Origin of the sequence: Actimicrobium sp. GrIS 1.19 (assembly GCF_035984655.1) — a bacterium.
Lineage (GTDB): Bacteria > Pseudomonadota > Gammaproteobacteria > Burkholderiales > Burkholderiaceae_D > Actimicrobium.
In genome coordinates, this window is the sequence record NZ_JAXCHT010000004.1 from 184,166 (window position 1) to 210,645 (window position 26,480).

Below are 26,480 nucleotides of genomic sequence, written 5' to 3' on the forward strand. Positions count from 1 at the left end.
AGACTGCGTTACCCGAGCTTCAGGCGTCGTGCAACGTCCAGCGCAAAATAGGTCAACACGCCGTCGGCGCCGGCACGCTTGAACGCGATCATCGCTTCCATCATGACCTTGTCATGATCCAGCCAGCCATTTTCGGAAGCCGCCTTGATCATCGCGTATTCACCGCTGACCTGATAGGCGAACGTCGGCACCTTGAATTCATCCTTGACGCGACGGACAATATCCAGATAGGGCATGCCGGGCTTGACCATGACCATGTCAGCACCCTCGTCCAGATCGAGTCCGACTTCCCGCAGTGCCTCGTCGCTGTTGGACGGATCAATCTGATAGGTTGCCTTGTTGCTCTTGCCCAGATTGGCGCTCGAGCCCACCGCGTCGCGGAAAGGACCATAAAACGCCGAGGCGAATTTGGCGGAGTACGCCATGATGCGCGTATGAATGAATTGGTTTGCCTCCAGCGCCATGCGGATCGCGCCAATGCGGCCATCCATCATGTCGGATGGCGCCACGATATCGACGCCGGCGGTTGCCTGGGTGAGCGCCTGGCGAACCAGCAGCTCGCAGGTTTCATCGTTGAGTACGTAGCCGTCGGCGTTGATCACGCCATCCTGGCCATGACTGGTGTAGGGGTCGAGCGCGACATCGGTCATGATGCCCAATTCAGGGTAACGCCGCTTCAATTCCTTGACCGCGCGCGGGATCAGTCCATCGGGATTGGTCGCCTCGATGCCGTCTGGTGTTTTTAGGGAATTGTTTATGACCGGGAAAAGCGCCAGGGCGGGAATGCCCAGCGCGACGCATTCTTCGGCCACGCCAAGAAGCTCATCGATCGACAGTCGCTCGACCCCTGGCATCGAGGCAATCTTCTCGCGCTGGTTGCGGCCCTCCTGAATGAAAACCGGATAGATCAGATCGGATGCGGTCAGTACATGCTCGCGCATCATCGCCCGCGAAAAGGCATCCTTGCGCATACGGCGCATGCGAACGGCAGGAAATTGGCGGGGTTTCAGAATGTTTGTCATGATTGCGTTACCGGGTTAAAAGCAGTCAGGTTAGGCGCAGTATATCTTCGCGGAGGGGCCGGAACTAATTGAGAATCACGCTCTCATAGCAGCAGGTGATGTATTTCACCTCCCGCTTCTCCTCCCTGAGCGGGGCCGTATCGTACAACTTGCGATAAGGCGTTCATGCCCTGGAGTTATTCCCCTTTCTCCAGGGTTTTTTTTCGTCCCTAATTTGCCGTGTCGGCGGGCGCTTCGGCCGTCGGCGCCAGTGGCGGCGTCAGGCCCACCAGTGCTGAAATGCGTGCATCGGCTTCTTCGAGACCGGTTCGTTTCAAGGCCGAAAACAGTTGTGCGGTAAACGGGAAGGGTTTTCCTTCGTCATCCGTGTAGCTGGCCAACACGCTGCGCGCGACGCGCAACGCGTTCGTCGCGTCATTGCGGTTGAGCTTGTCGGCCTTGGTCAGGATGCAGTGAATCGGCTTGCCGGTCGGCGCGAACCACTCCAGCATTTGAATATCCAGATCCGTGAATGGCCGGCGCACGTCGATGATCAGCACCAGCGCGGCGAGCTGTTCGCGGCGTTGCACGTAATCACCCAGCAGCTCCTGCCAGTGCAGCTTGGCCGAACCCGAGACCTCCGCATAGCCATAGCCTGGCAAGTCGACGAGCAGCGCCCGAATCTCGTCGACCTTGGTTTCGTCCTTGCGGTGCTGATTGATCTGCGCGCCGCCGATCGAGAAATAGTTGATGTGTTGTGTACGCCCGGGTGTCTTCGAGGCAAATGCGAGCTTCTTTTGATTGCACAGGATATTGATCGCGGTTGATTTGCCCGCGTTGGAGCGGCCGGCAAACGCGATTTCTGGCACTTGCGTTGTTGGCAAATCACGGAGGTGATTCACCGTGGTGAAAAAACGGGCTTGCCAAAGTTGGGACATAGGTGGACAGAAAATGCGGTGGGAAGGGCGAAAATGCCAGCAAGCTATTGTACAATACGCTGCTATGCATGGACGAGGCATTGCCTCAACATTATGCAGAACAGGATCCGCGCCACAGTGATCGCGCGAACGCCATCAGGGCAGAATTTTAAAATCAAGTCTCAGGGTGTTTGAATGAACCGAGTTTTCTATCCCGTATTGAAGTCACTGTGTGTCGCGGCATTGACGTTTGCTTCGATGGCGCATGCCGCTGAAGAAGCCAAGCCAGCCAAAGCCGATCTGGCGAAAGGCGAAGCGCTTTTTACCAATGGCGATCCGACTCGCAACATCACGGCATGCGTAGCCTGTCATGGCGCGGCAGGAAACTCCGCAATCGCGCAGAATCCGAAGCTGGCCGGTCAGCACGAGGCCTATCTGGCCAAGCAGCTTAACAATTTCAAGGGGCCGGATCGCAACAACGCGATCATGACCACGATTGCCAAGGCATTGACGGCCGATGAAGTCAAAAACATCGCTGCCTATCTCAATGCACAGCCTGCCAAGCAGGGCGCGGCGAAGAACAAGGACATCGTCGAACTCGGCAAGAAGATTTACCGCGGCGGAATCGCCGAGAAGAACGTGCCGGCATGCGCTGCCTGTCACGGTCCGAACGGTGCCGGCATCCCGGCGCAGTTTGCTCGATTGAGTGGGCAACACCAGGAATATACCGTGGCACAGTTGACCAATTTCCGTAGCGGCGCGCGCAAGAACAGCGTCCAGATGACGGCTATTGCAAAACGGTTGTCTGACGACGAAATGCAGGCTGTCGCCGACTACATCGCCGGCCTCAAATAACGCCGCATCGGAACGTGAATTGAACGAGAGGGTGGCTGCGGCCACCCTTTTTGCATGTTGAGAATAACCAGGCCTGACCATGACGGATCATTTGCTAACGCCAGACAATGTTGATTCGACGCGCCGGCGTGTTGCGGTGCGTTTGCTGGGATGGGTTGGCTGGAAGGTAAGGTTTGCACCGCTACCGGGGCCGCGCGGGTTGATCATCGTGTATCCGCACACCTCGAACTGGGATTTTCCGATCGGCTTGCTGGCCAAGTGGGCGATTGGCCTGCCGCTGCACTGGATCGGCAAGGCATCGCTGTTTACCGGGCCCGTTGGCAGGTTGTTCGCACCGATATTGCGGGCCTGGGGTGGCGAGCCGATCGAGCGCGGCGCCGCAAGCGGAAGCATTGAACGGCTGGCCCGGCGCATCCAGGCAGCGCCGTGGTACTGGTTGGCGCTGGCGCCGGAGGGCACGCGCCAATATCGGGATCACTGGCGCAGTGGGTTTTATCACCTTGCGCTGACGGCTGAATTGCCGATCCTCGCCGTGAGCATCGATTACGCGACGCGCACTGTCTTTGCCACCACCGTATTGCAACTGTCGGGCAACGCTGAAACCGATCGCCGCATGGTGGCCGATGCATATCGCGGGCGTCATGGCCATCGACGCGAATGCGAATCACCGATCAGCTGGTGATCCGCGCGCTCAGGAAATGATTTTTTCCAGCGCGAACAACTGCTCTGGAAGTTCGCGCTCCCGGATCAGGTGGCTGACGTTTCCGTCCACCAGGACTTCAACTGCCCGTCCGCGCGTGTTGTAGTTCGATGCCATCGTCATGCCATAGGCACCCGCCGACATGATGGCCAGCAGGTCACCTTCTTCGACGCACAGTGCCCGTGAACGTGCCAGCCAGTCGCCGGATTCACACACCGGGCCGACCACGTCGTACGTTGCCGTAGTGCCCGAACGCGGCAGCACTGCCTCGACCCCGTGCCATGCCTGATACATCGCCGGGCGCATCAGATCATTCATGGCGGCGTCGACGATGGCGAAATTCTTTTCACTGCCTGGTTTCAAATATTCGATCCGTGTCAGCAGTACGCCGGCATTGCCGACGATCGATCGCCCAGGCTCGAACAGCACCTTGACTGGCGCTCCCTGCCAGCGTGCGACCCGCCATGCATCAATTCTGGCGAACAGGCGTCCAAGGTAGGCGCCGACCGCCACCGGTTGCTCGGCCTCGTAATCGATGCCCAGGCCGCCGCCGATATCCAGATGCGCAATCACGATGCCCTCTGCGGCGAGCTGGTCGATGAGCTCGATGAGCTTGTCGAGTGCTTCCAGCAAGGGCGCGTCGTCGAGCAACTGCGAGCCGATATGGCAGTCAATGCCAGTAACGCGAAGATGCGGCAAGGCGGCCGCCGTGCGGTAGGTCGCCAGTGCATCGTCAAATGCGACGCCGAATTTGTTTTCCTTCAGCCCGGTCGAAATGTACGGATGGGTTTTCGCATCGACATTCGGATTCACCCGAAGTGAAATGGGGGCGACTACACCCATGTCGCCGGCAACCCGGTTGAGCCGGTGCAGCTCGGAGACCGATTCGACATTGAAGCAGGCGATCCCGTGCGACAGGGCGAGCTGCATCTCCGCGCGGGTTTTGCCGACGCCCGAAAAAATGATCTTGCCGGGATTTCCTCCGGCAGCCAGAACGCGCAGTAATTCGCCCCCCGAGACGATGTCGAAACCGGAGCCCAGCTGCGCCAGCAGATGCAGCACCGCGAGATTGGAATTCGATTTGACCGAATAACAGACCAGCGCCGTTCCGGCATCACGGCCGGCATCGCGGCAGGCATCGGCATAGGCCATGTAGCCGCGCGTGATCGCGGCTCTGGAGTACACGTAGGCGGGCGTGCCGAACTCATCGGCGATGGTGGCCAGTGACAAATTTTCGGCGCACAAGGCGCCGTGTTGATACGAAAAATCGGACATGGCGTGGCGCTTATCGGGAAGGGGAATCGGGCGTTTCGGCCGGCTTGGCGATCGGTGCGGCCGGTGCGTTCAGCGTGGACGGGTCTGGTGGCCGGACCGGCAGGCGCAGCGGGCCGCGTTGGCCGCAACCTGCAAGGGCCAGTCCAAGGACAACGGTATGAAACAAAACCAGCAGGCGGAACAGGGGTGGGTGACGCTTCACGTTTAGAATCTCGGTTTGCATTGTTCAAGGGAGTTTAACATGACGGAATCCGAATTCCTGGCGCTGGCCGAAGCCGCGCTGGATGCCATCGAGGCTGCGCTGGACCGCGCTGCGATGACCGACGCGGTAGACGTCGAATGCAGCCGCAGCGGCAACGTACTGGAAATTGAATTTGTCGACAACGGTTCAAAGATTATCGTCAACAGCCAGGCCCCCATGTGCGAGATGTGGGTGGCGGCGAAGTCGGGCGGATTTCACTACCGTCATGACGGCGCCCAATGGCGTAACACGCGCGACGGTACGGAACTGTTCGCGGCGCTGTCGGCGATGGTCAGCCAGCAGGGTGGGGCCGCGGTCGTTTTGTCGGATCAATCCAGCTAACTTCTTTTTGCGTCAGGTCAGAACAACTCGTTCTTGACCTCATCGCGGGTTTTCTCCGCATCGGGGCTGGCCGGATTTTCGCTCACGCCCAAGCTTCCTACACCTACTCCCGGCGGATTTTCTGCGTAATAGAATTCGCCATTGGCCGTGATGATTCCGGCCGGAACCGGGCGTTCGTCGATCGGGACATCCTTGAGTACCTTCTGCATGTAACCAATCCAGATCGGCAGCGCCAGGCCGCCGCCGGTCTCCTTGTTACCGAGATTTTTTGGTTGGTCGAAACCGATCCACGCAATGCCGACCAGTTTTTGCTGGTAGCCCGCAAACCAGGCGTCGAACGAATCGTTGGTCGTGCCGGTTTTTCCAGCGATGTCGCTGCGCTTGAGGATCAGTGCCTTGGTGGCGGTGCCGTACTTGACAACGTCCTTGAGCATGTTGTCCATCAAAAACGCATTGCGCACATCGATCACGCGGTTGGCTTCGTCGTTCGATTTGTCCGGAATGGCTTTCGACAGAACCCTGCCATCGTTGTCGACGATGCGGGAAATCAGATAGGGACTGACTTTATAACCGCCGTTGGCGAACACGGCGTAAGCGCCGGCCATTTGCAGCGGCGTCACGGCGCCGGCGCCGAGCGCGAGGGTGAGGTAGGGCGGGTTCTTGTCGGCATCGAAGCCGAAACGGGTGGTGTATTCCTGTCCGTATTTGGCGCCTATCTTGTGCAGGATGCGAACCGAAATCATGTTCTTGGATTTCGTCAAACCCTTGCGCATCGACATCGGCCCTTCATATTTCCCGTCGTAGTTCTTCGGTTCCCATGCCTGGCCACCGGTCTGGCCGGCATCGAAGCTGATCGGCGCATCGTTGATGATCGTCGACGGCGACAAGCCCTTTTCCAGCGATGCCGAGTAGATGAAGGGCTTGAACGACGAGCCGGGCTGACGCCAGGCCTGGGTGACATGATTGAATTTATTGCGATTGAAGTCGAAGCCGCCAATTAGCGCGCGGATGGCGCCGTCTTCCGTACTCGCCGACACGAACGCCGACTCCACTTCGGGCATCTGCGTAATGCTCCAGACGCGCCCTTCCTGCGCGATGCGGATGATGGCGCCACGTTTGACGCGACGGTTTGGCGGCGCCTTGTCGCTGAGCAGATTGGTCGCGAAGATCAGGCCCGGACCGGTGATTGATACCTCTTCGCCGGAGGCCAGTACAGCGCGCACGAGCTTTGGCGTTGCTTCCAGCACGACCGCAGCGACGATGTCGTCGCTGTCCGGATGATCGGCCAGCTCGACTTCAATGGCATCGTCGGCTTCATCCTTGGCGGCGGGAATCTCCATGTAACCCTCCGGGCCGCGGTAGCCATGCCGTTTTTCATAGTCCATCACGCCCCGCCGCAGCGCCAGATAAGCGGCATCCTGATCGGCCTTGGTAATCGTCGTGAAGACGCTCAAGCCGCGCGTGTAGGTGTCTTCCTTGAATTGCTCGTAGACCAGCTGGCGCGTCATTTCGGCGACATATTCAGCGTGCACCCCGAACTCCGTGGTGTCGGTCTTTATCTTCAGCTCTTCCTGCTGGGCTTCCTTGAATTGCACGTCGGTGATGTAGCCCAACTGGTGCATGCGTTGCAGGATATATTGCTGGCGCGCTTTGGCGCGCTTCGGATTGACCACCGGGTTGTACGCCGACGGAGCCTTCGGCAAGCCCGCCAGCATCGCCGACTCCGCAATCGTCAATTCGGGCAGCTTCTTGCCGAAATAAATTTGCGCGGCGGACGAAAATCCGTAGGCGTGCTGGCCCAGATAAATCTGATTGAGATACACCTCAAGAATCTGGTCCTTGGTCAGGTTCTGTTCGATTTTCCATGCCAGCAGGACTTCGTATGCCTTGCGCTTGAGCGTCTGCTCGCTGGAGAGGAAGAAATTGCGGGCGACCTGCTGGGTAATGGTCGACGCGCCCTGACGGGCGCCCCCAGCAAGGTTGTGTAGTGCCGCGCGCGCGATGCCAAGGTAGTCGATGCCGCCGTGTTCGTAGAAGCGGTCATCCTCGATGGCCAGGACGGCTTTCTTCATGATGTCCGGAATATCGTTGATACGCACCAGATTGCGTCTTTCCTCGCCAAATTCGCCCAGCAGGACATTGTCCGCAGAAAAAATGCGCAGCGGGATTTTCGGGCGGTAGTCCGTCAGCGAATCCAGCGGCGGCAACTTGGGATACGCCAGCGCCAGGGTAAACCCGATAATCAGTATGGTGGCCAGGATCAGACCGACGAACACGATCGCCATGCCGATCAGTGCGCGTTTGAGCATGCTCGAAGCAGGGCGGGATGGTTCGGAGCGGGGCGCTGCGACATCAGGCGAATTTTTAGTGGCCATGCTGGGTGGGGAAGGTCGTTGACCGCAGCATTATATAGGCAGCTGCTGGAGGGATCGGATTACGCACAAAAATGCGTGCGGCACACACTGTGTCTTTTTGTGTCGTGGGATTTTGGCAACGCGTTTGCAAATTACTTTTCGGAAATCTCTTTACACTTTCTGCGGCTTATTGCTACGATTTAATGTGCCGTTTTACAAATGTCATCTAAGCGCAGGTTTTTAAACAGAATTTTTACAAACCGCCAACAAATTTAACAGTTCGACAAGCCGTTTATTGGCCTGCCCACATCATCAATGACAGCGTTCGTAGGGGGAATACCTTTGGCACTAAATCTGGGATCATTATTCGGTACCAAGAACGCCCCCATGATCGGCTTGGACATCAGTACGTCGGGTGTCAAGCTGGTTGAGCTGGCCGATGCCGGAAAAAACGAATTGCGACTGGAGCGTTTCGCGTCCGAATCGCTGCCGCGTGGCGCGGTCGTTGACGGCAATATTGAGAACATCGAACAAGTTGCCGAAGCCGTGCGGCGTGTATGGAAGAAAAGCGGCACACGCGCAACGCTTGTTGCGCTTGGCATGCCGCCAGCCTCGGTCATCACCAAGAAAATCATCCTGCCCGGCGGACTGTCCGAGGAAGATCTTGAATTTCAGGTCGAGACGGAAGCCAGTCAGTACATTCCCTTTGCGCTGGATGAGGTCAGTCTTGACTTCGACGTGATCGGACAGGCAGCCAACTCTCCGGACGACGTGGAGGTGCTGTTGGCCGCAACGCGCAAGGAAAAGGTCGAGGACCGGGTCGCCGTCGCGGAATCGGCAGGTTTGCGCCCGATCGTGATGGACATCGAGTCGTATGCGGCCCGTGCCGCGATCGATCGCCTGGTTGCCCAGTTGCCGCAAGAAGGCAAGGGCCAGATCGTCGCGCTGTTCCAGATCGGTACCCAAATCACCCACATTTCCGTGCTGCTCGACGGGCAACCGATTTATGAGCGCGAGCAGCCATTCGGCGGCCACCAGCTCACGCAAGACATCGTGCGTGCGTATGGCCTGTCTTACGAGGATGCCGAGGCCAAGAAGAAATCCGGAGATTTGCCGGAAGGCTATGAGCGCGAGTTGCTGGAGCCCTTTCTTGACAGCGCCGCACTGGAAGTCTCACGTGCGATCCAGTTCTTTTTTACCTCTACCCCCTACACCCGCATCGATCAGATATTTCTCGCCGGTGGATGCGCAATCATTCCCGGCCTGGTCGACACCGTCGCCGGGCGTACCAAGATTTCGACCTCGGTGGTCAGTCCGTTCAAAGGCATGCAGCTCGCCGCGAATGTGCGTGAAAAACAACTGCGCAGCGAGGCACCAGCCTACCTGGTTGCTTGCGGGCTGGCCATGCGGAGGTTCGACCAATGATTCGGATTAACCTGTTACCGCATCGTGAAGAGCGGCGCAAACAAAGAAAGAACGCATTTATTGCGATGATGGTCGCCGCAGCGGTGATCGGCGGATTTCTGGTGCTGATCGTCGGCGTTGTGATCGCCAACAAGATTTCCAGCCAGACCCAGCGCAATGAATTCATCAAGGCCGAGAACAAGAAACTTGATGAGGAAATCAAGGAAATCGCCAGCCTGAAGGCCGAAATCGAATCGCTCAAGGCGCGCCAGCAAGCGGTCGAAGACTTGCAGGGCGACCGCAATCAACCGGTGTATCTGATGGATGAACTGGTCAAGCAGATTCCGGAGGGCGTGTATTTGCGCTCGTTCAAGCAGGAAGGGCAGCGCGTGGCGGTCAATGGCTATGCCCAGTCCAACGAGCGTGTCTCCGAATTGCTGCGCAACCTGAGCAACAATTCACCATGGCTTGAGCGTCCGGACCTGATTGAGATCAAGGCGACCACGCTGGGCCAAAGCAAGGACGCCAAGCGGGTATTTGACTTCACCGTCAATGTCGGTATCAAGCGTCCGCGCGACAAGGATCAGCCTGCACCTGGCAGCCCGGCAGGAAAAACGACGGCTGCCGGCGCTGAGCCGGCTCCACCAAAATAAGCGAGAGACCTCCGATGGCAGATCTGAAAAATTTGGGAGAATCATTGGCCGCGCAGTTTCGCGGACTCAATGGACGGCATCCCGGTCAGTGGCCGATCGCACCGCGCCTGTTGTGCGCGTTCGGCGTCCTGGTCCTGGTTTTGGTGCTTGGCTGGTTCGGCTACTGGAGCGGCCAGATCGACGAGCTCGACGCGGGTGAGGCCGAGGAAATGAAGCTCAAGGAGGCCTACAAGGGAAAGATCCAGCAATCGATCAATCTCGAAGGCCTGCGCAAACAAAAAGAGCAGGTCCGCGAATATGTTGCGACGCTGGAGAAGCAGTTGCCAAGCAAGGCGGAAATGGACGCACTGCTGTCGGACATCAATCAGGCGGGTGTTGGACGCGGCTTGCAATTCGAATTGTTCAAGCCCGGTCAGGTTGTCGTGCGTGACTATTACGCCGAGTTGCCAATCGATATCAAGGTCACGGGCAATTATCATGATGTCGGCGCATTTACCAGCGACATTGCCAACCTGCCGCGCATCGTTACCCTCAATAACATGTCGTTGACCGCAGGCACCACCGGCACCCTGACGCTCGACGCCGTCGCAAAGACTTTCCGCTATCTGGATCCGGAAGAAGTGGTGGCACAACGCAAGGCCGTTGCCGACAAGAAGGTGAAACCATGACGACATTGCGACGCGGCGGCGGGTTACTGCTCGCGGCCACTTTATTGGCGAGCCTTGGTGGATGCGGGGACAGTGGTGTGGCCGAAGTGACGGAATGGATGAAACAGGTCAAGCAGGAGACCAGAGTCTCCATTCCAAAGCTGTCGCCACCTAAAATTTTCACGCCGTATTTGTACAGCGGGAAAAATACCGTGGATCCCTTCAACCCCAGCAAGCTGGCAATTGCTTTTGCGAAACTGCAAAGCAATAACTCCAAATTCAAACCGGATCTTGAGCGTCGCCGGGAGCCGCTTGAGGCCTATCCGATCGATACGCTGAAAATGGTCGGAACGCTGCAAAAACCGGGTCTGAGCTACGCGTTGATTCAGGCTGACAAGACGGTGTTTCAGGTTAAGGCAGGAAATTACGTTGGGCAGAATTTTGGGATGGTGTCCCGCATTACCGAGACCTCCGTCGATTTGAAGGAAATTGTTCAAGATGCGTCCGGCGAATGGGTCGAACGCAAGGCAACGTTAGAATTGCAGGAGACCAAGAAATGATCGCATCAAGCAAATACGTCGGACCATTCAATCAGCTCGCGCGAAAGGTGTTGGCGCTGGTTGGCATGATCGCCCTGCTGGGTGGCGCAGGTGTCGTTCACGCACAGGAAAATGCGATCGAATCCATTACTGCCAATCAGCAGGGTGCCAATGTCATCGTCAAGATCCAGTTGAAAAATGCCGTGGTCAAGCCGCCGATCGGATTTTCGATCACGAGCCCGGCCCGCATCGCCCTGGATTTCGCCAATACGACGAACGCGACCGGCAAGACGGCCCAGGACATCGGTTTGGGCGAGGTGCGAAATGTCAACGTGGTGCAGGCAGGTGAGCGCTCGCGACTGGTCTTCAATCTCAGTCGCGCATTGAACTACGCGACCATCGTTGAAGGCAGCGCGGTCATCGTCACCATCGACGGCTCGGGCGGACTGGCAACTCCCGTCAATTCGGCTGGCTTGCCGGTCGTTTCGGCAACCAGGGCGCCAGCAGGAAAACAACAAATCAGGGATATCGATTTCCGGCGTGGCGTCGCCGGCGAAGGCCGTGTCGTCATCGACTTGCCGTCCAATCAAATGGGTGTCGATGTGCGTCAGCAAGGACAGACCATCGTCGTCGATTTTCTCAAGGCCGGCCTGCCAGAAGTGCTGCGCCGCCGCATCGACGTGGGTGACTTCGGCACGCCCGTCAAGTTCATCACGACTTCACCGCAAGGCGACAACGTCCGGATGGTGATCGAGCCAAAAGGCCTGTGGGAACACAGTGCCTATCAAAGCGACTCGCAGTTGGTGATCGAGGTGCGTCCGATCAAGGAAGAGCCGAACAAGCTGGCACAGGGCACCCAGGGATACCGCGGCGAAAAGCTGTCACTGAATTTCCAGAGCGTTGAAGTGCGTTCGGTGCTGCAAGTGATCGCCGACTTCACCGGACTCAACATCATTACCAGCGACACCGTGACCGGCAACCTGACGTTGCGCCTGAAGGATGTGCCGTGGGATCAGGCCCTGGACATCGTGATGCAGGCCAAGGGCCTGGACATGCGCAAGAACGGATCGGTACTGTGGATTGCGCCGAAGGATGAACTGCTGACCAAGGAAAAACTGGAACTCGAACAACGCGCCCAAATCGCCGATCTGGAACCGCTGAAAACCGAAACCTTCCAGCTGAATTATCAAAAAGCCGATGCCTTCAAACTGGTGTTCGGCCTTGACAGCTCTTCGGGCGACACCAAGAACCGCATTCTGTCCAAGCGTGGCAGTGCGGCCATTGATCCACGCACCAACAAACTGATCGTGACCGACATCGCCGCCAAGCTGGAAGAAGTGCGCAAGCTGATTCAGGTCACCGATGTCGCCACCAAGCAGGTGCTGATCGAGGCACGGATTGTGGAAGCCACCGACACCTTCAGCAAGAATCTGGGCGCCAAGCTCGGCTTCACCGATTTGCGCACGCTGCGCGGTGGTGATACCGGCTATCAGATCGCCGGCAATAACCGGGTCGGACTCACGGGTAATTATCTGGGAATTGGCGAGCAGACGGGTCAGGCGACCGTTACTGACCAGAGCTATATTCCCAACTCCCAATTCGTCAGCCTGCCGGCTGCTGGGATCAATGGCGCCAATGCAGGCAGCCTGGCAATCAGTCTGTTTTCGGCAGCGGCCAACCGCTTCCTGAATCTGGAGCTGTCCGCCCTGGAAGCAGATGGCCGCGGCAAGATCATTTCCAGTCCGCGCGTCGTGACGGCTGACCAGCAACAGGCCTTGATCGAGCAGGGCGAAGAAATTCCGTACCAGAAAGCCACCAGCAGCGGCGCGACCTCGGTCGAGTTCAAGAAGGCCAACCTGAAGCTGGAAGTGACGCCGCAGATTACGCCCGACGGCAACATCATTCTGACTGTCGACGTCAACAAGGACAGCCGCGGCATCCTGACCACCGGCGGCTATGCGATCAACACCAAGCACGTCAAAACCAATGTGCAGGTCGAGAACGGCGGCACGGTGGTGTTGGGCGGGATCTTCACCCAGCAGGAACTCGATCAGGTCACGAAGATTCCATTTTTCGGTGACATTCCGGTGCTCGGAAACCTGTTCAAGCAAACTGGCCGGACCAACGACAAGACTGAACTGCTGATTTTCATTACACCGAAGATCGTGGCTGAACGTATTACGACGCGCTGATAGAAGCGGGTTTGCCATCACCGATTGTCGAAAAACTGAATTGTTAGGGTAAAGAAAATGACCTCCAAGTTGAAAAATCGTATGCTGTCGCGATTCGCCGTTGCAGCTATTGCGACACTTGCCATTGTCGGATTGACCGCATGCGGCGGCGGCGGAGGCGCGGCGGGAACCACCGGCGCTGCCGGAAGTGGAAAGACTCCCGTTACTCCCATCACGCCCGTCACCCCAGTAGTTCCCGTTACGCCAGTCACTCCAACGGTTGCGCCAGTACCCAAGTTAACGATTACCTTGTTTAGTGGCACGACCTCGACGTCATCAGTGAGTGCGTCCGGTGTGACAAGCGCGAAAGCGACAGTGGTTGACGATAATAACAATCCGGTCCGTGGCAAGCTGGTGACATTTTCCGGCGACCCCGCACTGATTAAATTCAATCCCGCATCCGGATCGGTACTGACGGATGCGGTCACCGGTATCGCAACTGTTCAAATCTTGCCTGCGGGATTGTCGTCCGGTGGCGCCGGAACGTTGAGTGCATCGGCCACGGTGGTGCCCGCTGCGGGTGGCACCGGTATCCTCACCGCCGGCACGCTCGATTTTCAACTATCTCCTGGTAGTTTGACTCTGACATCACTCGACGTGCAGTCTTCCACGCCGCTGGCAGCCTATGGCACGAGGTCAGTTTCCGTCACGGCAAACATTGATGGCGTTGCCGCAACCAATACGCCGATACAAGTGACCTTCGCTTCCAATTGCGGAGTCGTGGCGCCGGCGACCGTAACCACTGATGGCACGGGCAAGGCGTCCTCGACCTATACTGCCAACTCCACCACGATCCCCGGTTGCGCAGGTGCCAATGTAACCATCACGGCGGGCGCAGTGAGCGCTACTACACTGAGCGGAGCTATCGCCGTGCAGCCGACACTGGCAACCAATCTTCAATTCGTCAGCGCTGCGCCACAGCTGATTTATCTGGTGGATTCGGTGGGTGCGACACAATCGCAAGTAACATTTAAGGTGGTTGATTCCAGCAACAACACGCAGGCAGGTCAACCTGTGAATTTGTCCCTGGCCAATTCGGCACCGGGCGTGTCATTCGACACGGTCGGTAACACCGGAACTGTGACACAAACAAGTAATTACGCCGGCTTGGTTTCGGTCCCCGTATTTTCCGGTTCGATTCCGACCTCTCTTCAGGTTAATGCGGTGCTGGTGTCGAATCCCTCGGTGAAGGCGAAGTCAAACACTTTGTTGGTCGCATCAGGAGTTCCGGTTCAATCTGCGGCGAGTATCGCTGCCGAAAAGTTGAGTATCGAGGGCTTGTTTACTGACGGGGTCACAGACAAGATTACTTTCTCACTTGCGGATCGTCAGGGCAATCCTGTTCCAGTTGGTACCTCGGTAAACTTCGTGAGTAGCTCCGGGGTTATGGTTCCGGCGACTTGCGTCGTACCTGCCGCTCTCGATGGCACCTCGACGTCAGCCTGCACCACCACGATTCGCTCGCAGGGAACGCGTCCTGCAAATGGTCGAGTAGCCATCCTGGCTTACACGCCTGGTGAGGAAGATTTTGTCGATGCAAACGGGAACAACGTTTACGACTTGGGCGAAAGCTTCACCGATCTCGGTAATGCTTACCGCGACGATAATTTTGACGATGTTTTCAACGCAGGCGAATTCGTTGTGCCGCGCACCAAATCGCCTGGATCGACCGGATTGACCACTTGTCCCGTAGTTGGTAATTTCAAGGGCAGTCCCGACACCTGCGACGGCGTTTGGGGAGTGGTCGATGTCCGGGGTCACATAATGGTGGTGTTTGCAAGCGGCCAGGCGACTTTCAGCGCACTTGGCACGGCGCGCCCGAACGGCGTTCGGTTTACGGTCGCTGACGTGAACGGCAACAGCATGCCAACCGGAACCAAGATAGAGGTTACTGGAAGGGCAGCTATTGTGGGCGGAACGTGCACGGCGATAGTCACACCCACGCCAACCATCATTCCGAACCAAGTCGGGCCATACACCGCAAAGGTAACCGTCGATCCGGCCTGTGCAGCGGGCGACTTCGTCGATATCACGGTGACCTCACCTGCTGGCCTGGCGACAAGTACAACCCTGACGCTGACTTGACCTGACACGTTGACGCAACTACCGGTGGCTCGGTGCTCGCAGCACCCGCCACCGGTTTTTTTTGCACGGCACATGTATTTTCAAGATTAAGACGGGCGCGGTTGCACTTAAAATTGCGTCGGACGAGATGCTTACTGATTCCCAGACGGCAAGTTGCTTTGATGATGGCTATAACGTGATACGAAACATCTTTCTCATCGGCCTGATGGGCTCCGGCAAAACCACGGTCGGCCGAGCCCTCGCCAGAAAACTCAACAAACGGTTCATCGATTCCGATCATGAGATAGAGGCGCGTACCGGCGCCTCTATTCCATTGATCTTCGAGATCGAAGGCGAGGCCTCGTTTCGGCAGCGCGAAGCGGAGGTTATCCGCGAGCTGGTAACCCTCGACAACGTCGTGGTCGCCACCGGCGGCGGCGCCATCCTGAATCCGGCGAGTCGGGGCCTGCTGGCCGCAAACGGCACCGTCATCTATTTGCGCGCGAGCGTCAACAGCATCTTGCAGCGCACCAGCCATGACCGCAATCGACCGCTCTTGCAGACGGCCGACCCGCGCCAGCGCATCGAAGAACTGTCGCGTGAGCGCGAGCCGTTGTACCGCGAGATTGCAGATATCGTCATTGATACCGGCCGGCCTAATGTACAATTTTTGGTGAATGCCATTCTTAACCAGCTCGACCAGACCGGTTCGAGTGCCGCCAATTCCGCCATGCCTTCACACCATCACCTGTCGAATCCCCCGCCTGCCGCTTGCGCCGACGCGACCGTCACGCTGGAAGTCAGCCTCGGTGATCGAAGCTATCCCGTTGCGATCGGCCCGGCCCTGCTCGATGACGTCACGCTGATGGCGCGTCATGTGTGCGGGGAGCGCGCCGCTATTGTCACCAATACCGTCGTCGCACCGCTTTACCTGGAACGCGTCACGCGTACACTGGCCGCCGCCGGCAAGCAGGTCACCGCGATCGTGCTGCCAGACGGCGAGGAAGAAAAAACCTGGGCGAATCTGATGACCATCTTCGATGCGCTGCTGGCCAACAAATGCGACCGCAAGACGACCCTGATCGCGCTCGGCGGCGGCGTCGTCGGTGACATGACGGGTTTCGCCGCCGCCAGCTACATGCGCGGCGTGCCGCTGATCCAGATACCCACCACATTGCTGTCGCAGGTCGACTCCTCGGTGGGCGGCAAGACCGGCATCAATCATCCGCTCGGCAAGAACATGATCGGCGCGTTCTACCAGCCGCGTGCCGTGATCGCCGACACCGCGACACTCGACAGCTTGCCGGCACGCGAACTGTCGGCCGGACTGGCCGAAGTCATCAAGCATGGCGCGATCATCGACGCCGAATTCTTCAGCTGGATCGAAGCCAACATGGCCGCCCTGCTGGCCAAAGATCTTGCTGCGCTGGCGCATGCGATTTTGCGTTCCTGCGAAATCAAGGTCGAGATCGTGCGTCAGGACGAGCGCGAAGGCGGCATCCGCGCGATCCTGAATTTCGGGCACACCTTTGCGCATGCGATCGAGGCTGGCCTCGGGTATGGCACCTGGTTGCATGGCGAGGCCGTCGGTTGCGGCATGGTCATGGCGGCCGATCTATCGCACCGGCTCGGGTTGCTCGACGCCCTGTCGAAAGAGCGCATCACCGCCCTGGTCAAGGCCGCAGGGTTGCCAGTGGTGGCCCCCAATCTTGGCGTCACCAACTGGCTGGAATTGATGCAGGTCGACAAGAAGAACGAAGGCGGCACGATACGCTTTATCCTGCTGCAACCGTTGGGGGCAGCGAAGATCGACACGGTTCCCCCAGCGATGCTGGCGGCGACGCTGCAGGCCTGCGTCGCGTCAGCCTGATCCCTACCATCCGCCTGAGGTAACGATGCCGCACGAATTGAATCTGGCGGTGTATGCCGCCCATCCCGCCGCCTCGACCGGTCGCCAGTTCGCCGAGCCGGCGCCGGCTTCCCGCTCCGAGTTTCAGCGTGACCGTGATCGCATCATTCACTGTGCGGCGTTCCGTCGCCTGGAGTACAAGACCCAGGTGTTCGTCAATCACGAGGGCGATCTGTTTCGCACGCGCCTGACGCACAGCATCGAGGTGGCCCAGATCGCGCGCTCGATCGCCCGTAATCTGCATCTGAACGAGGATCTGGTCGAAGCAATTTCGTTGGCGCACGACCTCGGTCACACGCCGTTTGGCCATGCTGGCCAGGATGCGCTCAATGCCTGCATGGCCCAGCATGGGGGCTTCGAACATAACCTGCAAAGCCTGCGCGTGGTCGATGTGCTTGAGGAGCGCTACGGCGCCTTTGATGGCCTGAATCTGATGTTCGAAACGCGTGAAGGAATCCTGAAACACTGCTCGTTGCATAACGCCGCAACATTGGGCGCCATCGGCCAGCGTTTCATCGACCGCAAGCAGCCGACGCTGGAAGCGCAGTTGGCCAATCTGGCCGATGAAATCGCCTACAACAATCACGACATTGATGATGGCCTGCGCTCGGGTTTGCTGACGGTCGCGCAGCTTGATGAGGTGGAGCTGTATGGGCGGCACCGGCGCGAAGTCGAACAGATTTTTCCGGGTATTAGCGGACGTCGCGCCATCAGCGAAACCATCCGGCGAATGATCAACGCGCTGATCGTCGATCTGATCGATGCCTCGCGCGCGCGCATCGACGAAGCCCGCCTCGGCAGCGTCGATGACGTGCGCAACGCGGCGCCGTTGATTACCTTTTCACCGGCAATGCAGGCACAGGCGACACTGCTCAAACAATTCCTGCGCAAGAACCTGTATCAGCACTATCTGGTCAATCGGATGACGAGCAAGGCGCGCCGCATCATCACGGAATTGTTCGGAGCATTTATCGACGAACCGCGCTTGCTCTCACCTGATTATCAGGCCCCGGCCGGCGACGATGCGGCGCAATTGCGCAAGGTGGCCGACTACATTGCCGGCATGACTGACCGGTACGCGATTCGCGAGCACCGCCGCATTTTCATGGTCGACGAAATTTGACCCGAATCGACTCAGGCCAGCGCGCGCAGCGGGTGGGCGTGGGCCGGCCAGGCCGGCACGAAGAACTGTTCGATCAACGCCGGCGTTACCGCCTCCAGCGTGGCCGGTTGCCAGGCCGGCTGGTTGTCCTTGTCGATGACGACGGCCCTGACTCCTTCCAATACCTCGCCGTGTTCAAACGCGCGTCGCACCATCGTGCGCTCCATGCGCAAGCAATCCGCCAGATTGAGCGACGCACCGCGCCGCAACTGGCTCAGCGTCACACACATCATCATCGGCGAGCGTTTTTGCATGACGGCAGCGGACCGTTGGGCAAAGTCACTGCCATCCTGCGCCAGCGAGGCAACGATTTCCGGCACCGAATCAAACGCAAAGTGCCGCTCGATCGCAGCGCGATGTTGCGCCAGCACGCCGCTCAACGGATCGCATTGCGCAGCGAATGGGGCCGCGAAATTCCGGATCGCCGTACGCAGATAAGCATCTGTCGAATCGGCGATCAGCGCCTGCAACGCCGGCAGCTCGGCCGCCGGCACGAACAGGTCGGCCAGGCCCGCATACAGTGCGTCGGCGGCAGTGATGATCTCACCGGTGACGCCGAGCCAGGTGCCGAGCTGACCCGCTGCGCGCGACAGGAAATGGCTGCCACCGACATCCGGAAACAGGCCGATGTTCACCTCGGGCATGGCCATCTTGGTGCGCTCGGTGACGATGCGCAGCCGATTGCCTGCACCGCCCTGCGCCACGCCCATGCCGCCGCCCATGACGATGCCATCCATGATCGCCACATAGGGTTTCGGGAAGTTATGGATCAGGTGGTTGAGTGCGTATTCTTCCGTAAAGAAGTCCTCCAGCAGGGCGCTGCCGCCAGTCGGTGTGGCGGTGCCGGCCTGATGAAAGAAACGGATATCGCCGCCCGCGCAGAACGCCTTTTCGGTGCTGCCGCGGATCACCACGGCTGCCACGGCTGCGTCGTCGCGCCAAGCCAGCAATTGCTCGGTCAGTCGCCGCACCATCTCCAGCGACAACGAGTTGAGGGCCTTCGGGCGATCCAGTGTGATGATGCCGGTGGCGTGGTTGCGTGCGGTGTGAATGAATTCGGTCATGGTAATGTGTCGAGTTGGGCAGACCGCAAGTGTACCGTTGACATCCTCCCCCGTCTCAGCCTGATGGCTGCCGCTTGTGCGAAAACGAAGGGATTCCTACTGCGCATGCAGAACCTCTTGCACGTCGCTTCGGCAGGTTCCTGCTGCTGACGGACTGATTGCTCCGTTCACTTCACAGGCGATCCGGGCCGTGTCCGGCCCTTCTTCAGTACTCGGTTTAGAAAGTTGCGCTAGGGCGCGATCGAGTACGTTGATCGCGCCGACGACATCGGCGTTGTTCTGGTACCGGCAAATGGTACACAGAAACGCCGACTGGGTCTTTCGGTTGGCTTTGTCGACATGCCCGCAGCACGGGCAAGTCTGGCTGGTATGGTGGGCGGGCACCTGCATGAAAAATCCGCCATTCCAGTTGAGCTTGTACGCGAGCTGGCGGCTAAACTCGCCCCAGCCCTGATCGTGGATCGACCGGTTCAATCCTGCCTTAGCACGCACGTTCTTGCCCGGGGTTTCAACAGTCCCCTGCGCCGACCTTGTCATGTTCACGACCTCTAAATCTTCGACCGCGACCAACGCGTGGTTGTTGCTGATAGTCGTTGTCGTCTTGTGCAGGAAGTCATTTCTCTCATTGGCGATGTCACGGTGAATTGCCGTGACTTTGGCCTTGGCTTTTCTCCAGTTGCTGCTGAATTTCACTTTTCTGCTCATGCAGCGCTGGTATTTCGCCAGGCGCTGTTGGTGCTTCTTGAAACTGTTCAATGGTGCGATGAATGCGCCATCTGACAGGGTGGCGAAACGCACAATGCCGAGGTCAATGCCGATGGCATCGGTTGCCACCGGCACCGGCTCTATGACCTCATACTGCGTCTGTACCGACACGAACCAGTCGCCGGCTGCCGCGCTGACGGTGGCGTTGCGCGGCGTGCCGAGCAGCGTCCTGCTGTTGCGGTAGCGGATCCAGCCAAGCTTGGGCAGGAAGATTCGTCCGTTGCCCTGATCGACCTTGAACTGCTTTGCGTCCGGGTAACGGAAGCTGTCAGCCCGACCCTTCTTCTTTAATGTCGGGAAGTCGGCCCGACCGGCGAAGAAGTTCTGGTACGCACGATCGAGGTCTTTTAGCGCCTGCTGTTGTGTATGCGCCGGCGCGTCCGACAACCATACTGTAGCCGGCGCTGCGCGCCAGCCGGTCAGGTGTTTGCACATCGCCGCATAGCTGATGTACTTGCCGCCAGCGGCGTAGTTCGCCTGCTGCAGGTTCAATGCCAAATTCCACACCTTGCGCCCACAGCCGGCGAAGCGGCGCATTGCGCGCGTGTTCGCACCGTTGGTGCGTAGGCGGTATTTGTAAGCGCGTTGAATTAGCATACTCGAACATTACCGTGTCGGAATGCAACGTGACAAGCGAACACGTCAACATCTTGGCCGGCAGCGCCGACCGTGCCTATGACTTCAACCTGAAGGGCGGGGCTTGCCGCACACCTGGTCAAAATCAAAAAGGGCGCATCGAATGCGCCCTCAGTGGAGTCATGCCGGTCTGCCCGGCAACCAGTCTGATCAGGAAGTGGAGACGAGGATCGCAGCCGGGTCAGGGATGTGCTTGATCGCGTCGTGCTGATGTGCCTGCAACTTGGTTTTGTATTTGATAACTTGCCGATCGAGTTTGTCGATCAAAGCGTCGATGGCCGCATACAAATCATGCGCAATACTTTCGACGTGCAGGTCTTTGCCACGCAGGTGCAGGTTGATCTCTGCTTTTTGCCGCTTTTCTTTTTCAGGAAGTTTATCGACGGTCAGGATGACAGCGATATCAATGACATGATCGAAATGGCGTCGAATACGCTCAAGTTTGGTTTGCACATATTCGCGGATGGCAGGGGTCACTTCGAGGTGATGTCCACTGATTGTGAGATTCATACAGCGCTCCTTTGAATAGTGCCGCTGGCGGTTCGGTGTGTGCGCGGTCAGACTGGCACGTCCGAACACAACGACAGGTACGACATGAAAAACAAAACTACGGAGAAAACTACAAAGCCTTGCGCAGGGCCACAGGAGGGATCTTGAGCGCTTCGCGATATTTTGCGACGGTACGTCTGGCGACGACCATGCCCTGTTCTCCCAACATGTCTGCAATTTTACTGTCAGAGAATGGAATTTTCGGGTCTTCAGCTCCTATCAATTGTTTGATGAGTGCCCGGATCGCCGTGGAAGACGCTTCGCCGCCAGCTTCGGTGGCGACATGGCTGCCAAAAAAGTACTTCAGCTCGAACATGCCATGCGGGGTCAGCATATATTTCTGGGTTGTCACACGGGAAATAGTGCTCTCGTGTAGACCCAGTGTATCAGCAATTTCACGCAAGACAAGCGGGCGCATGGCGACGGCGCCGTGCGAGAAAAAGTTGCGCTGGCGGTCGACGATGGCCTGTGCCACGCGCAAAATCGTATCGAATCGCTGACGCATATTCTTGATCAGCCACTTGGCTTCCTGCAGCTGCGAAGTCAGCGATGCGTCGCCCTTGTTTTGCTTCAGGATGTTGGCGTACAGCGCATTGACGCGCAGGCGCGGCATCACATCATGATTGAGCATCACCTGCCAGTTTCCGCGCAGGCGCTTGACGATCACATCCGGCACCACGTAGTCGGAGGTGCCGGAACCAAACAGCGCACCCGGGTGCGGATTGCATTGCCGGATCACGCATTGCGCCTCGCGCAGGTCCTCGTCGTCGCAGTCGAGGATTTTCTTGAGCTTGCCGAAGTCGCGCTGGGCGAACAGGTTCAGATGCTGTTCGACGATGCCCAGCGCCATGCGCCGGGTGACCATCGGAACACTGGGGAAGCGCCGGATCTGCAGCGCCAGGCATTCGGCCGCATTGCGGGCGCCGACGCCGGCCGGATCGAAGCTCTGCAGCAGTTTCAAGGCAATGCTCAACTCTTCCGCTTCGACTTCCAGCTCGGCCGGAAGTCGTTCGTGGATGGCCTCCAGCGTATCGTCCAGATAACCGTTGTCGTTGAGCGCATCAATCATCAACTCGATCAGCGCCCGGTCGCGCGGGTTGCGTACCGTCACACGCATTTGTTCGAGCAGGTGCTCGCGCAAGGTCGAGACCGGCGCTTCCAGCTGTGGCCGCGAGTCTTCGTCGTCCGGTGTCTTGCCGGTGCGCGCAACATCGTCAAAACTCCAGTCACTCTCGCCATTGACGGCCGACTCGGCCGACTCATTCTGGTCCGGTGCGCTGCCGTCACTGTCGCTGGATGGCGGCGGCGCGTTGGCGTCCTCGCTGGCACCCTGCTGCCGAATGCCATCGGCGCCGATGGCGCCGTCGGCGAGCAGCCGGATCGAGTGGTCGAGCGGATCATCCAGCCGCTCCAGCAACGGGTTATCCGAGAGCATTTGCTCCAGCTCCTGATGCAGTTCGAGCGTCGACAGTTGCAGCAGCCGGATCGACTGCTGCAACTGCGGCGTGAGCGCCAGATGCTGCGAGGTGCGGAGTTGAAGGGACTGTTTCATGCGCGCGGAGGAACTGGCTTCACATGCGGAAGTGTTCGCCCAGATAGACGCGCCGGACCGACTCATTCTGGATGATGTCGTCCGGGCGCCCGCTGGCGAGCACGGCACCCTGGTTGATGATGTACGCGCGGTCGCAAATGCCGAGCGTCTCGCGCACATTGTGATCGGTGATCAGCACGCCGATGCCACGCTCTTTCAGGAAGCGCACGATGCGCTGGATCTCGATGACGGCGATCGGATCAACCCCGGCGAACGGTTCATCGAGCAGCACGAAGCGCGGATTGGTAGCGAGTGCACGCGCAATTTCGACGCGCCGCCGTTCGCCACCGGACAGCGACATGGCTTGGTTGTCGCGCAGCTTTTCGATCTGCAAATCGTGCAGCAAGGTATCGAGTCGCTTGTCGATCGCCGCACGCGTCAAGGGCTTGCCGCCATCGCGCTGCAATTCCAGCACCGCGCGAATGTTGTCGGCCACGGTCAGCTTGCGAAATACCGAGGCTTCCTGCGGCAGATAGGACAGTCCCAGCACGGCGCGCTGATGGATCGGCAGGCGTGAGATATCGGTGCCATCAAGGCAGATCGCGCCGGCGTCCGACGGCACCAGCCCGACGATCATGTAGAACGACGTGGTCTTGCCGGCGCCGTTCGGGCCGAGCAGGCCGACCACCTCGCCACTGGCGACATCGAGCGAGACGTCGCTGACGACCTGCCGCACGCCATAGCTTTTTTGCAGGCCGCGCACGCTCAAATTGCTCTGGCTCATTTGGCGCCACCTGCCGGGACGGCCGCAGCCGGCGTGGTGATGCGCGGCTGGATCACGGCCTTGATGCGACCGCCGCCGGGCTTGCTCTCGCCACCGGCCGGGGTGTTGTTGACGGCAAAAAATTCGCTGCGGCTATCGTAGGAAATGAATTCGCCCTCGACTTCGTCGGTGGGTTTGTTGCCGTCGAGTCGACGCATTCTTGCTTTCGAAAAGAGTTTCACCAGTTCGGTCTTGCCGTCGTATTCGATGCGTTCGGCCTGCCCGTCCATCCACAGGTCGGGACCCCCATCACGCTTCTGGCGGAAACTGGCCAGGGCGCCGGGACCGGCGTACAGCGTCGCAAACTGATAGCCGGCGGCATCCTGCGTCACCACCACGCGTGCGGCTTTCATCGTCAAGGTACCGCGGGTCAGGATCACGTCGCCGGTAAAGGTGTTGATCTGCTTGACGTCGTCATAGGCCATCTGGTTCGCATCGACGACCGTGGGCTTGGTGGAGTCAGCTTTCTCAGCATGCACGCTGGCCATCAGGGCAGCGTTGAGCATGAGCAAAAAAAGGAAGGAAAACAGTTTCATGGAATGTCCAGGTGATGTCATGCAATCGGGTTGGTGCGCACGGGCTATTTCGCCACTGCCGGCACGTAGACGCCATGCACGCGACTGGCCAGGTCAAGCTGGCGCGTGCTGTTGTTGGCGACCATGCCAGTGCCGTGCAGCACGGTAGTCCCCAGGGCAAGTTCGACCGGTTTGTCGGTTTTCATGATGTCGTCGTCGGGCAGCAGCAGCAAATACGTCGAGATCATGTGAAAGCGTTCGGAGGCGCCCGAGGCCGGGCGGTTGACATCGACATTGCCGATCATCTGGATTTCGGAGCTGCCGCTGTTGACCAGCGCGCGATCGGAGTGCATCACCGTCGCCGGTCGACCACTGACCAGGTTGTTGACAATCGGCCGGGTAACCTCGAACGAGTCGTCTTTCGGATTGTGGACCAGCAAGTCGCCGGAAATGTTGTAGCGCGCGTTGCTTGCCTTGGCCATTTTGACGAAGGTGAATTTCTGCACGTAGTAGTCGGGTGCGGTGCGCACCGGCCGCGTGGCGCCGGCGTCGCCGCTCTTGCGCAGCACTTCAAGAACCCAGTAACTGCCCAGTACCAGCACCAGGCTGAGCGTGACCAGGATTGCCAGCCGAAAGCGGTTGGCGGTGACCGCCCGATTCATGCCAGCCACGGCGCCAGTGCCGCCTCATAGTTGCCTTGCGCACGCAGTACCAGATCACACAGCTCGCGCACTGCGCCCCGACCGCCCGCTGCGGTCGTGATGTAATGCACGCGCTGGCGCACTTCATCGTGACCGTTTGGCACACTGACCGCAAATCCGACCTGCCGCAGAATCGGCAGGTCAATCACGTCGTCGCCAATGAAACAGCACTGGGCGACAGTGACACCGGTTTGCGCCAGCAACTGGTCGAACGCAATGCGCTTGTCGTGCCCGCCCTGAAAGACATGGGTGATGCCGAGGTCCTTGGCGCGGCGCAGCACCATCGACGATTGACGCGCGCTGATAATGGCGGTCATCACGCCCGACTGCTGCAGCATCTTGATGCCCAGCCCGTCGTGCACGTTGAAGGTCTTGAGTACTTCACCGTCGGCGTCGTAGTGCAGGCTGCCGTCGGTCAGCACGCCATCGACGTCGAAGATCATCAGCCTGACCTGCGCCGCCCGCGTCATCGCCTGCTGCAACGTCGACCCCATCAAATCACCTTGGCACGGGTCAGGTCGTGAATGTGCAATGCGCCGATCAGAACACCATCGGCATCGGTCACCAGCAGCTGGTTGATGCGGAATTCTTCCATCATCTGCACCGCATCGACGGCCAGCTGGTCGGCGCCGATGCTGCGTGGATTGGGGTGCATCACATCGGCGATCGACAGCTTGGTGAAATCCTGGACATGCTCTATCAGGCGGCGCAGGTCCCCATCGGTGAACACGCCAACCGGATGGAAGCGCTCATCGACAATCGCGGTCATGGCGATGCCCTTGCGCGTGATTTCGACCAGCGCAGCCGACAGGGATGCCTCGGGTGTGACTGCCGGCACCGCATCGCCGCTGCGCATTACATCGCGCACCAGCGTCAGCAGCCGCCGGCCGAGCGCGCCGCCGGGATGCGAGCGCGCGAAATCCTTTTCACGAAAGCCGCGCAGGTCGAGCAAGGCCACCGCCAGCGCATCGCCCAGCGCCAGCGCCGCGGTGGTACTGGCAGTCGGTGCGAGATTCAGTGGGCAGGCTTCCTTGTCGACCGCAACATTCAAATGCACGGTGGCCAGCTGGGCCAGCGTGGAAGCATCATTGCCGGTCATCGAGATCAGGGTGGCACCCATGCGCTTGATGGTCGGCACGATTGCCATTAACTCGGAGGTTTCGCCGGAATTGGAAATCGCCAGGAAGACATCGTCGGCCGCGACCATGCCAAGATCGCCATGCGCCGCCTCGGCCGGATGGACGAACAGGGCCGGGGTGCCGGTCGAGGCAAAGGTGGCGGCAATCTTGCGCGCAATATGGCCCGACTTGCCGATGCCTGAAACGACCACGCGACCGGTGCAGTTGAGCAGCAGACCGACCGCCAGCGAAAAGCGGCTGCCGACCTCGCCGGTCAGGCGTTCCTGCAGTGTCAGCAAGGCATCGGCTTCGATCTGCAGGGTTTCGCGGCCAAGCTGCAGTGCGCGCTGTGCACGTTCGATTGAGAGGAGGGGGGAGACGGAATTTTGATGGGGTACACTCATCGCTGAAGTATAAACGAAATCACAAAGCAAAAATTCTGCCAGCGCCAACTAAAATGGCGTCTTGATTTTTCTCCGAGGAT

The 26,480-nt window shown here is 59.0% G+C and carries 25 protein-coding genes; 11 read left to right on the forward strand and 14 right to left on the reverse strand.

Features of this window, described 5'->3' with window-relative positions; translation table 11 throughout:
• Positions 1 to 8 precede the first annotated feature (8 nt).
• Positions 9 to 1,022, reverse strand: coding sequence for a porphobilinogen synthase (gene hemB / locus RCH09_RS05375; protein WP_326940017.1), 1,014 nt, complete (start codon positions 1,020 to 1,022; stop codon positions 9 to 11).
• Positions 1,023 to 1,231: 209 nt separating this feature from the next.
• Positions 1,232 to 1,939: a ribosome biogenesis GTP-binding protein YihA/YsxC gene (yihA, locus tag RCH09_RS05380; RefSeq protein WP_326940018.1), complete on the reverse strand. Its 708-nt coding sequence runs from the start codon at positions 1,937 to 1,939 to the stop codon at positions 1,232 to 1,234.
• Positions 1,940 to 2,113: 174 nt separating this feature from the next.
• Between yihA and RCH09_RS05385 the strand changes: the two genes are divergently transcribed.
• On the forward strand, positions 2,114 to 2,773 hold the full coding sequence (locus RCH09_RS05385) for a c-type cytochrome (RefSeq protein WP_326940019.1): 660 nt from the start codon (positions 2,114 to 2,116) through the stop codon (positions 2,771 to 2,773).
• Between the two features lie 79 nt (positions 2,774 to 2,852).
• Positions 2,853 to 3,455: a 1-acyl-sn-glycerol-3-phosphate acyltransferase gene (locus RCH09_RS05390; RefSeq protein ID WP_326940020.1), complete on the forward strand. Its 603-nt coding sequence runs from the start codon at positions 2,853 to 2,855 to the stop codon at positions 3,453 to 3,455.
• A gap of 9 nt (positions 3,456 to 3,464) precedes the next feature.
• Here RCH09_RS05390 and lysA read toward each other — a convergent pair whose 3' ends face one another.
• Positions 3,465 to 4,748, reverse strand: a complete 1,284-nt coding sequence (gene lysA, locus RCH09_RS05395) for a diaminopimelate decarboxylase (protein ID WP_326940021.1) — start codon at positions 4,746 to 4,748, stop codon at positions 3,465 to 3,467.
• A 10-nt stretch (positions 4,749 to 4,758) separates the two neighbouring features.
• Positions 4,759 to 4,971: an LPS translocon maturation chaperone LptM gene (lptM, locus tag RCH09_RS19695; RefSeq protein WP_442785004.1), complete on the reverse strand. Its 213-nt coding sequence runs from the start codon at positions 4,969 to 4,971 to the stop codon at positions 4,759 to 4,761.
• An 18-nt stretch (positions 4,972 to 4,989) separates the two neighbouring features.
• Here lptM and cyaY point away from each other — a divergent pair, with 18 nt between their 5' ends.
• The gene (gene cyaY, locus RCH09_RS05400) at positions 4,990 to 5,331 is read left to right on the forward strand and encodes an iron donor protein CyaY (RefSeq protein ID WP_326940022.1); all 342 of its coding nucleotides are present in this window, start codon (positions 4,990 to 4,992) and stop codon (positions 5,329 to 5,331) included.
• 17 nt (positions 5,332 to 5,348) lie between these two features.
• Here cyaY and RCH09_RS05405 read toward each other — a convergent pair whose 3' ends face one another.
• Positions 5,349 to 7,640, reverse strand: coding sequence for a penicillin-binding protein 1A (locus RCH09_RS05405; protein WP_326940023.1), 2,292 nt, complete (start codon positions 7,638 to 7,640; stop codon positions 5,349 to 5,351).
• Positions 7,641 to 8,072: 432 nt separating this feature from the next.
• On the opposite strand from RCH09_RS05405, the gene RCH09_RS05410 reads away from it, so the two are divergent.
• The 8 genes from RCH09_RS05410 to RCH09_RS05445 all read left to right on the forward strand — a co-directional run bounded on the left by RCH09_RS05410 (position 8,073) and on the right by RCH09_RS05445 (position 18,255).
• The gene (locus tag RCH09_RS05410) at positions 8,073 to 9,110 is read left to right on the forward strand and encodes a pilus assembly protein PilM (RefSeq protein WP_326940024.1); all 1,038 of its coding nucleotides are present in this window, start codon (positions 8,073 to 8,075) and stop codon (positions 9,108 to 9,110) included.
• A complete protein-coding gene (locus RCH09_RS05415; RefSeq protein WP_326940025.1) occupies positions 9,107 to 9,742 on the forward strand; it encodes a PilN domain-containing protein in 636 nt (211 codons plus the stop codon). The genes RCH09_RS05410 and RCH09_RS05415 overlap by 4 nt, the downstream gene beginning before the upstream one ends.
• A gap of 14 nt (positions 9,743 to 9,756) precedes the next feature.
• A complete protein-coding gene (locus tag RCH09_RS05420) occupies positions 9,757 to 10,410 on the forward strand; it encodes a type 4a pilus biogenesis protein PilO (RefSeq protein ID WP_326940026.1) in 654 nt (217 codons plus the stop codon).
• Positions 10,407 to 10,949 (forward strand): pilus assembly protein PilP, encoded by a 543-nt coding sequence (locus RCH09_RS05425; protein WP_326940027.1) that lies wholly within the window; start codon positions 10,407 to 10,409, stop codon positions 10,947 to 10,949. The genes RCH09_RS05420 and RCH09_RS05425 overlap by 4 nt, the downstream gene beginning before the upstream one ends.
• Positions 10,946 to 13,120, forward strand: coding sequence for a type IV pilus secretin PilQ (gene pilQ / locus RCH09_RS05430; RefSeq protein WP_442785005.1), 2,175 nt, complete (start codon positions 10,946 to 10,948; stop codon positions 13,118 to 13,120). The genes RCH09_RS05425 and pilQ overlap by 4 nt, the downstream gene beginning before the upstream one ends.
• Before the next feature lie 57 nt (positions 13,121 to 13,177).
• Positions 13,178 to 15,244, forward strand: a complete 2,067-nt coding sequence (locus RCH09_RS05435; protein WP_326940028.1) for a hypothetical protein — start codon at positions 13,178 to 13,180, stop codon at positions 15,242 to 15,244.
• Between the two features lie 205 nt (positions 15,245 to 15,449).
• Positions 15,450 to 17,093 (forward strand): bifunctional shikimate kinase/3-dehydroquinate synthase AroKB, encoded by a 1,644-nt coding sequence (gene aroKB, locus RCH09_RS05440; RefSeq protein WP_326940066.1) that lies wholly within the window; start codon positions 15,450 to 15,452, stop codon positions 17,091 to 17,093.
• A gap of 25 nt (positions 17,094 to 17,118) precedes the next feature.
• Entirely contained in the window at positions 17,119 to 18,255 is a 1,137-nt protein-coding gene (locus RCH09_RS05445; protein ID WP_326940029.1) for a deoxyguanosinetriphosphate triphosphohydrolase, read from the forward strand.
• Positions 18,256 to 18,266: 11 nt separating this feature from the next.
• Here the strand turns inward: RCH09_RS05445 and RCH09_RS05450 are convergent, their stop codons facing one another.
• The 9 genes from RCH09_RS05450 to RCH09_RS05490 form a co-directional block, all read right to left on the reverse strand.
• Positions 18,267 to 19,358, reverse strand: a complete 1,092-nt coding sequence (locus RCH09_RS05450; RefSeq protein WP_326940030.1) for an enoyl-CoA hydratase/isomerase family protein — start codon at positions 19,356 to 19,358, stop codon at positions 18,267 to 18,269.
• A 96-nt stretch (positions 19,359 to 19,454) separates the two neighbouring features.
• On the reverse strand, positions 19,455 to 20,660 hold the full coding sequence (locus tag RCH09_RS05455) for an RNA-guided endonuclease InsQ/TnpB family protein (protein WP_442785006.1): 1,206 nt from the start codon (positions 20,658 to 20,660) through the stop codon (positions 19,455 to 19,457).
• A gap of 249 nt (positions 20,661 to 20,909) precedes the next feature.
• The gene (gene hpf / locus RCH09_RS05460) at positions 20,910 to 21,269 is read right to left on the reverse strand and encodes a ribosome hibernation-promoting factor, HPF/YfiA family (protein WP_326940032.1); all 360 of its coding nucleotides are present in this window, start codon (positions 21,267 to 21,269) and stop codon (positions 20,910 to 20,912) included.
• A gap of 109 nt (positions 21,270 to 21,378) precedes the next feature.
• Positions 21,379 to 22,860, reverse strand: coding sequence for an RNA polymerase factor sigma-54 (locus RCH09_RS05465; protein WP_326940033.1), 1,482 nt, complete (start codon positions 22,858 to 22,860; stop codon positions 21,379 to 21,381).
• Positions 22,861 to 22,879: 19 nt separating this feature from the next.
• Entirely contained in the window at positions 22,880 to 23,623 is a 744-nt protein-coding gene (gene lptB / locus RCH09_RS05470) for an LPS export ABC transporter ATP-binding protein (RefSeq protein ID WP_326940034.1), read from the reverse strand.
• On the reverse strand, positions 23,620 to 24,198 hold the full coding sequence (lptA, locus tag RCH09_RS05475) for a lipopolysaccharide transport periplasmic protein LptA (protein ID WP_326940035.1): 579 nt from the start codon (positions 24,196 to 24,198) through the stop codon (positions 23,620 to 23,622). Before lptA ends, lptB begins: the two co-directional genes overlap by 4 nt.
• A gap of 44 nt (positions 24,199 to 24,242) precedes the next feature.
• A complete protein-coding gene (lptC, locus tag RCH09_RS05480; RefSeq protein WP_326940036.1) occupies positions 24,243 to 24,839 on the reverse strand; it encodes an LPS export ABC transporter periplasmic protein LptC in 597 nt (198 codons plus the stop codon).
• Complete coding sequence (locus RCH09_RS05485; protein WP_326940037.1) at positions 24,836 to 25,372, reverse strand: KdsC family phosphatase; 537 nt, start codon at positions 25,370 to 25,372, stop codon at positions 24,836 to 24,838. The genes lptC and RCH09_RS05485 overlap by 4 nt, the downstream gene beginning before the upstream one ends.
• Positions 25,372 to 26,400, reverse strand: coding sequence for a KpsF/GutQ family sugar-phosphate isomerase (locus tag RCH09_RS05490; RefSeq protein WP_326940038.1), 1,029 nt, complete (start codon positions 26,398 to 26,400; stop codon positions 25,372 to 25,374). Before RCH09_RS05490 ends, RCH09_RS05485 begins: the two co-directional genes overlap by 1 nt.
• Positions 26,401 to 26,480 lie beyond the last annotated feature (80 nt).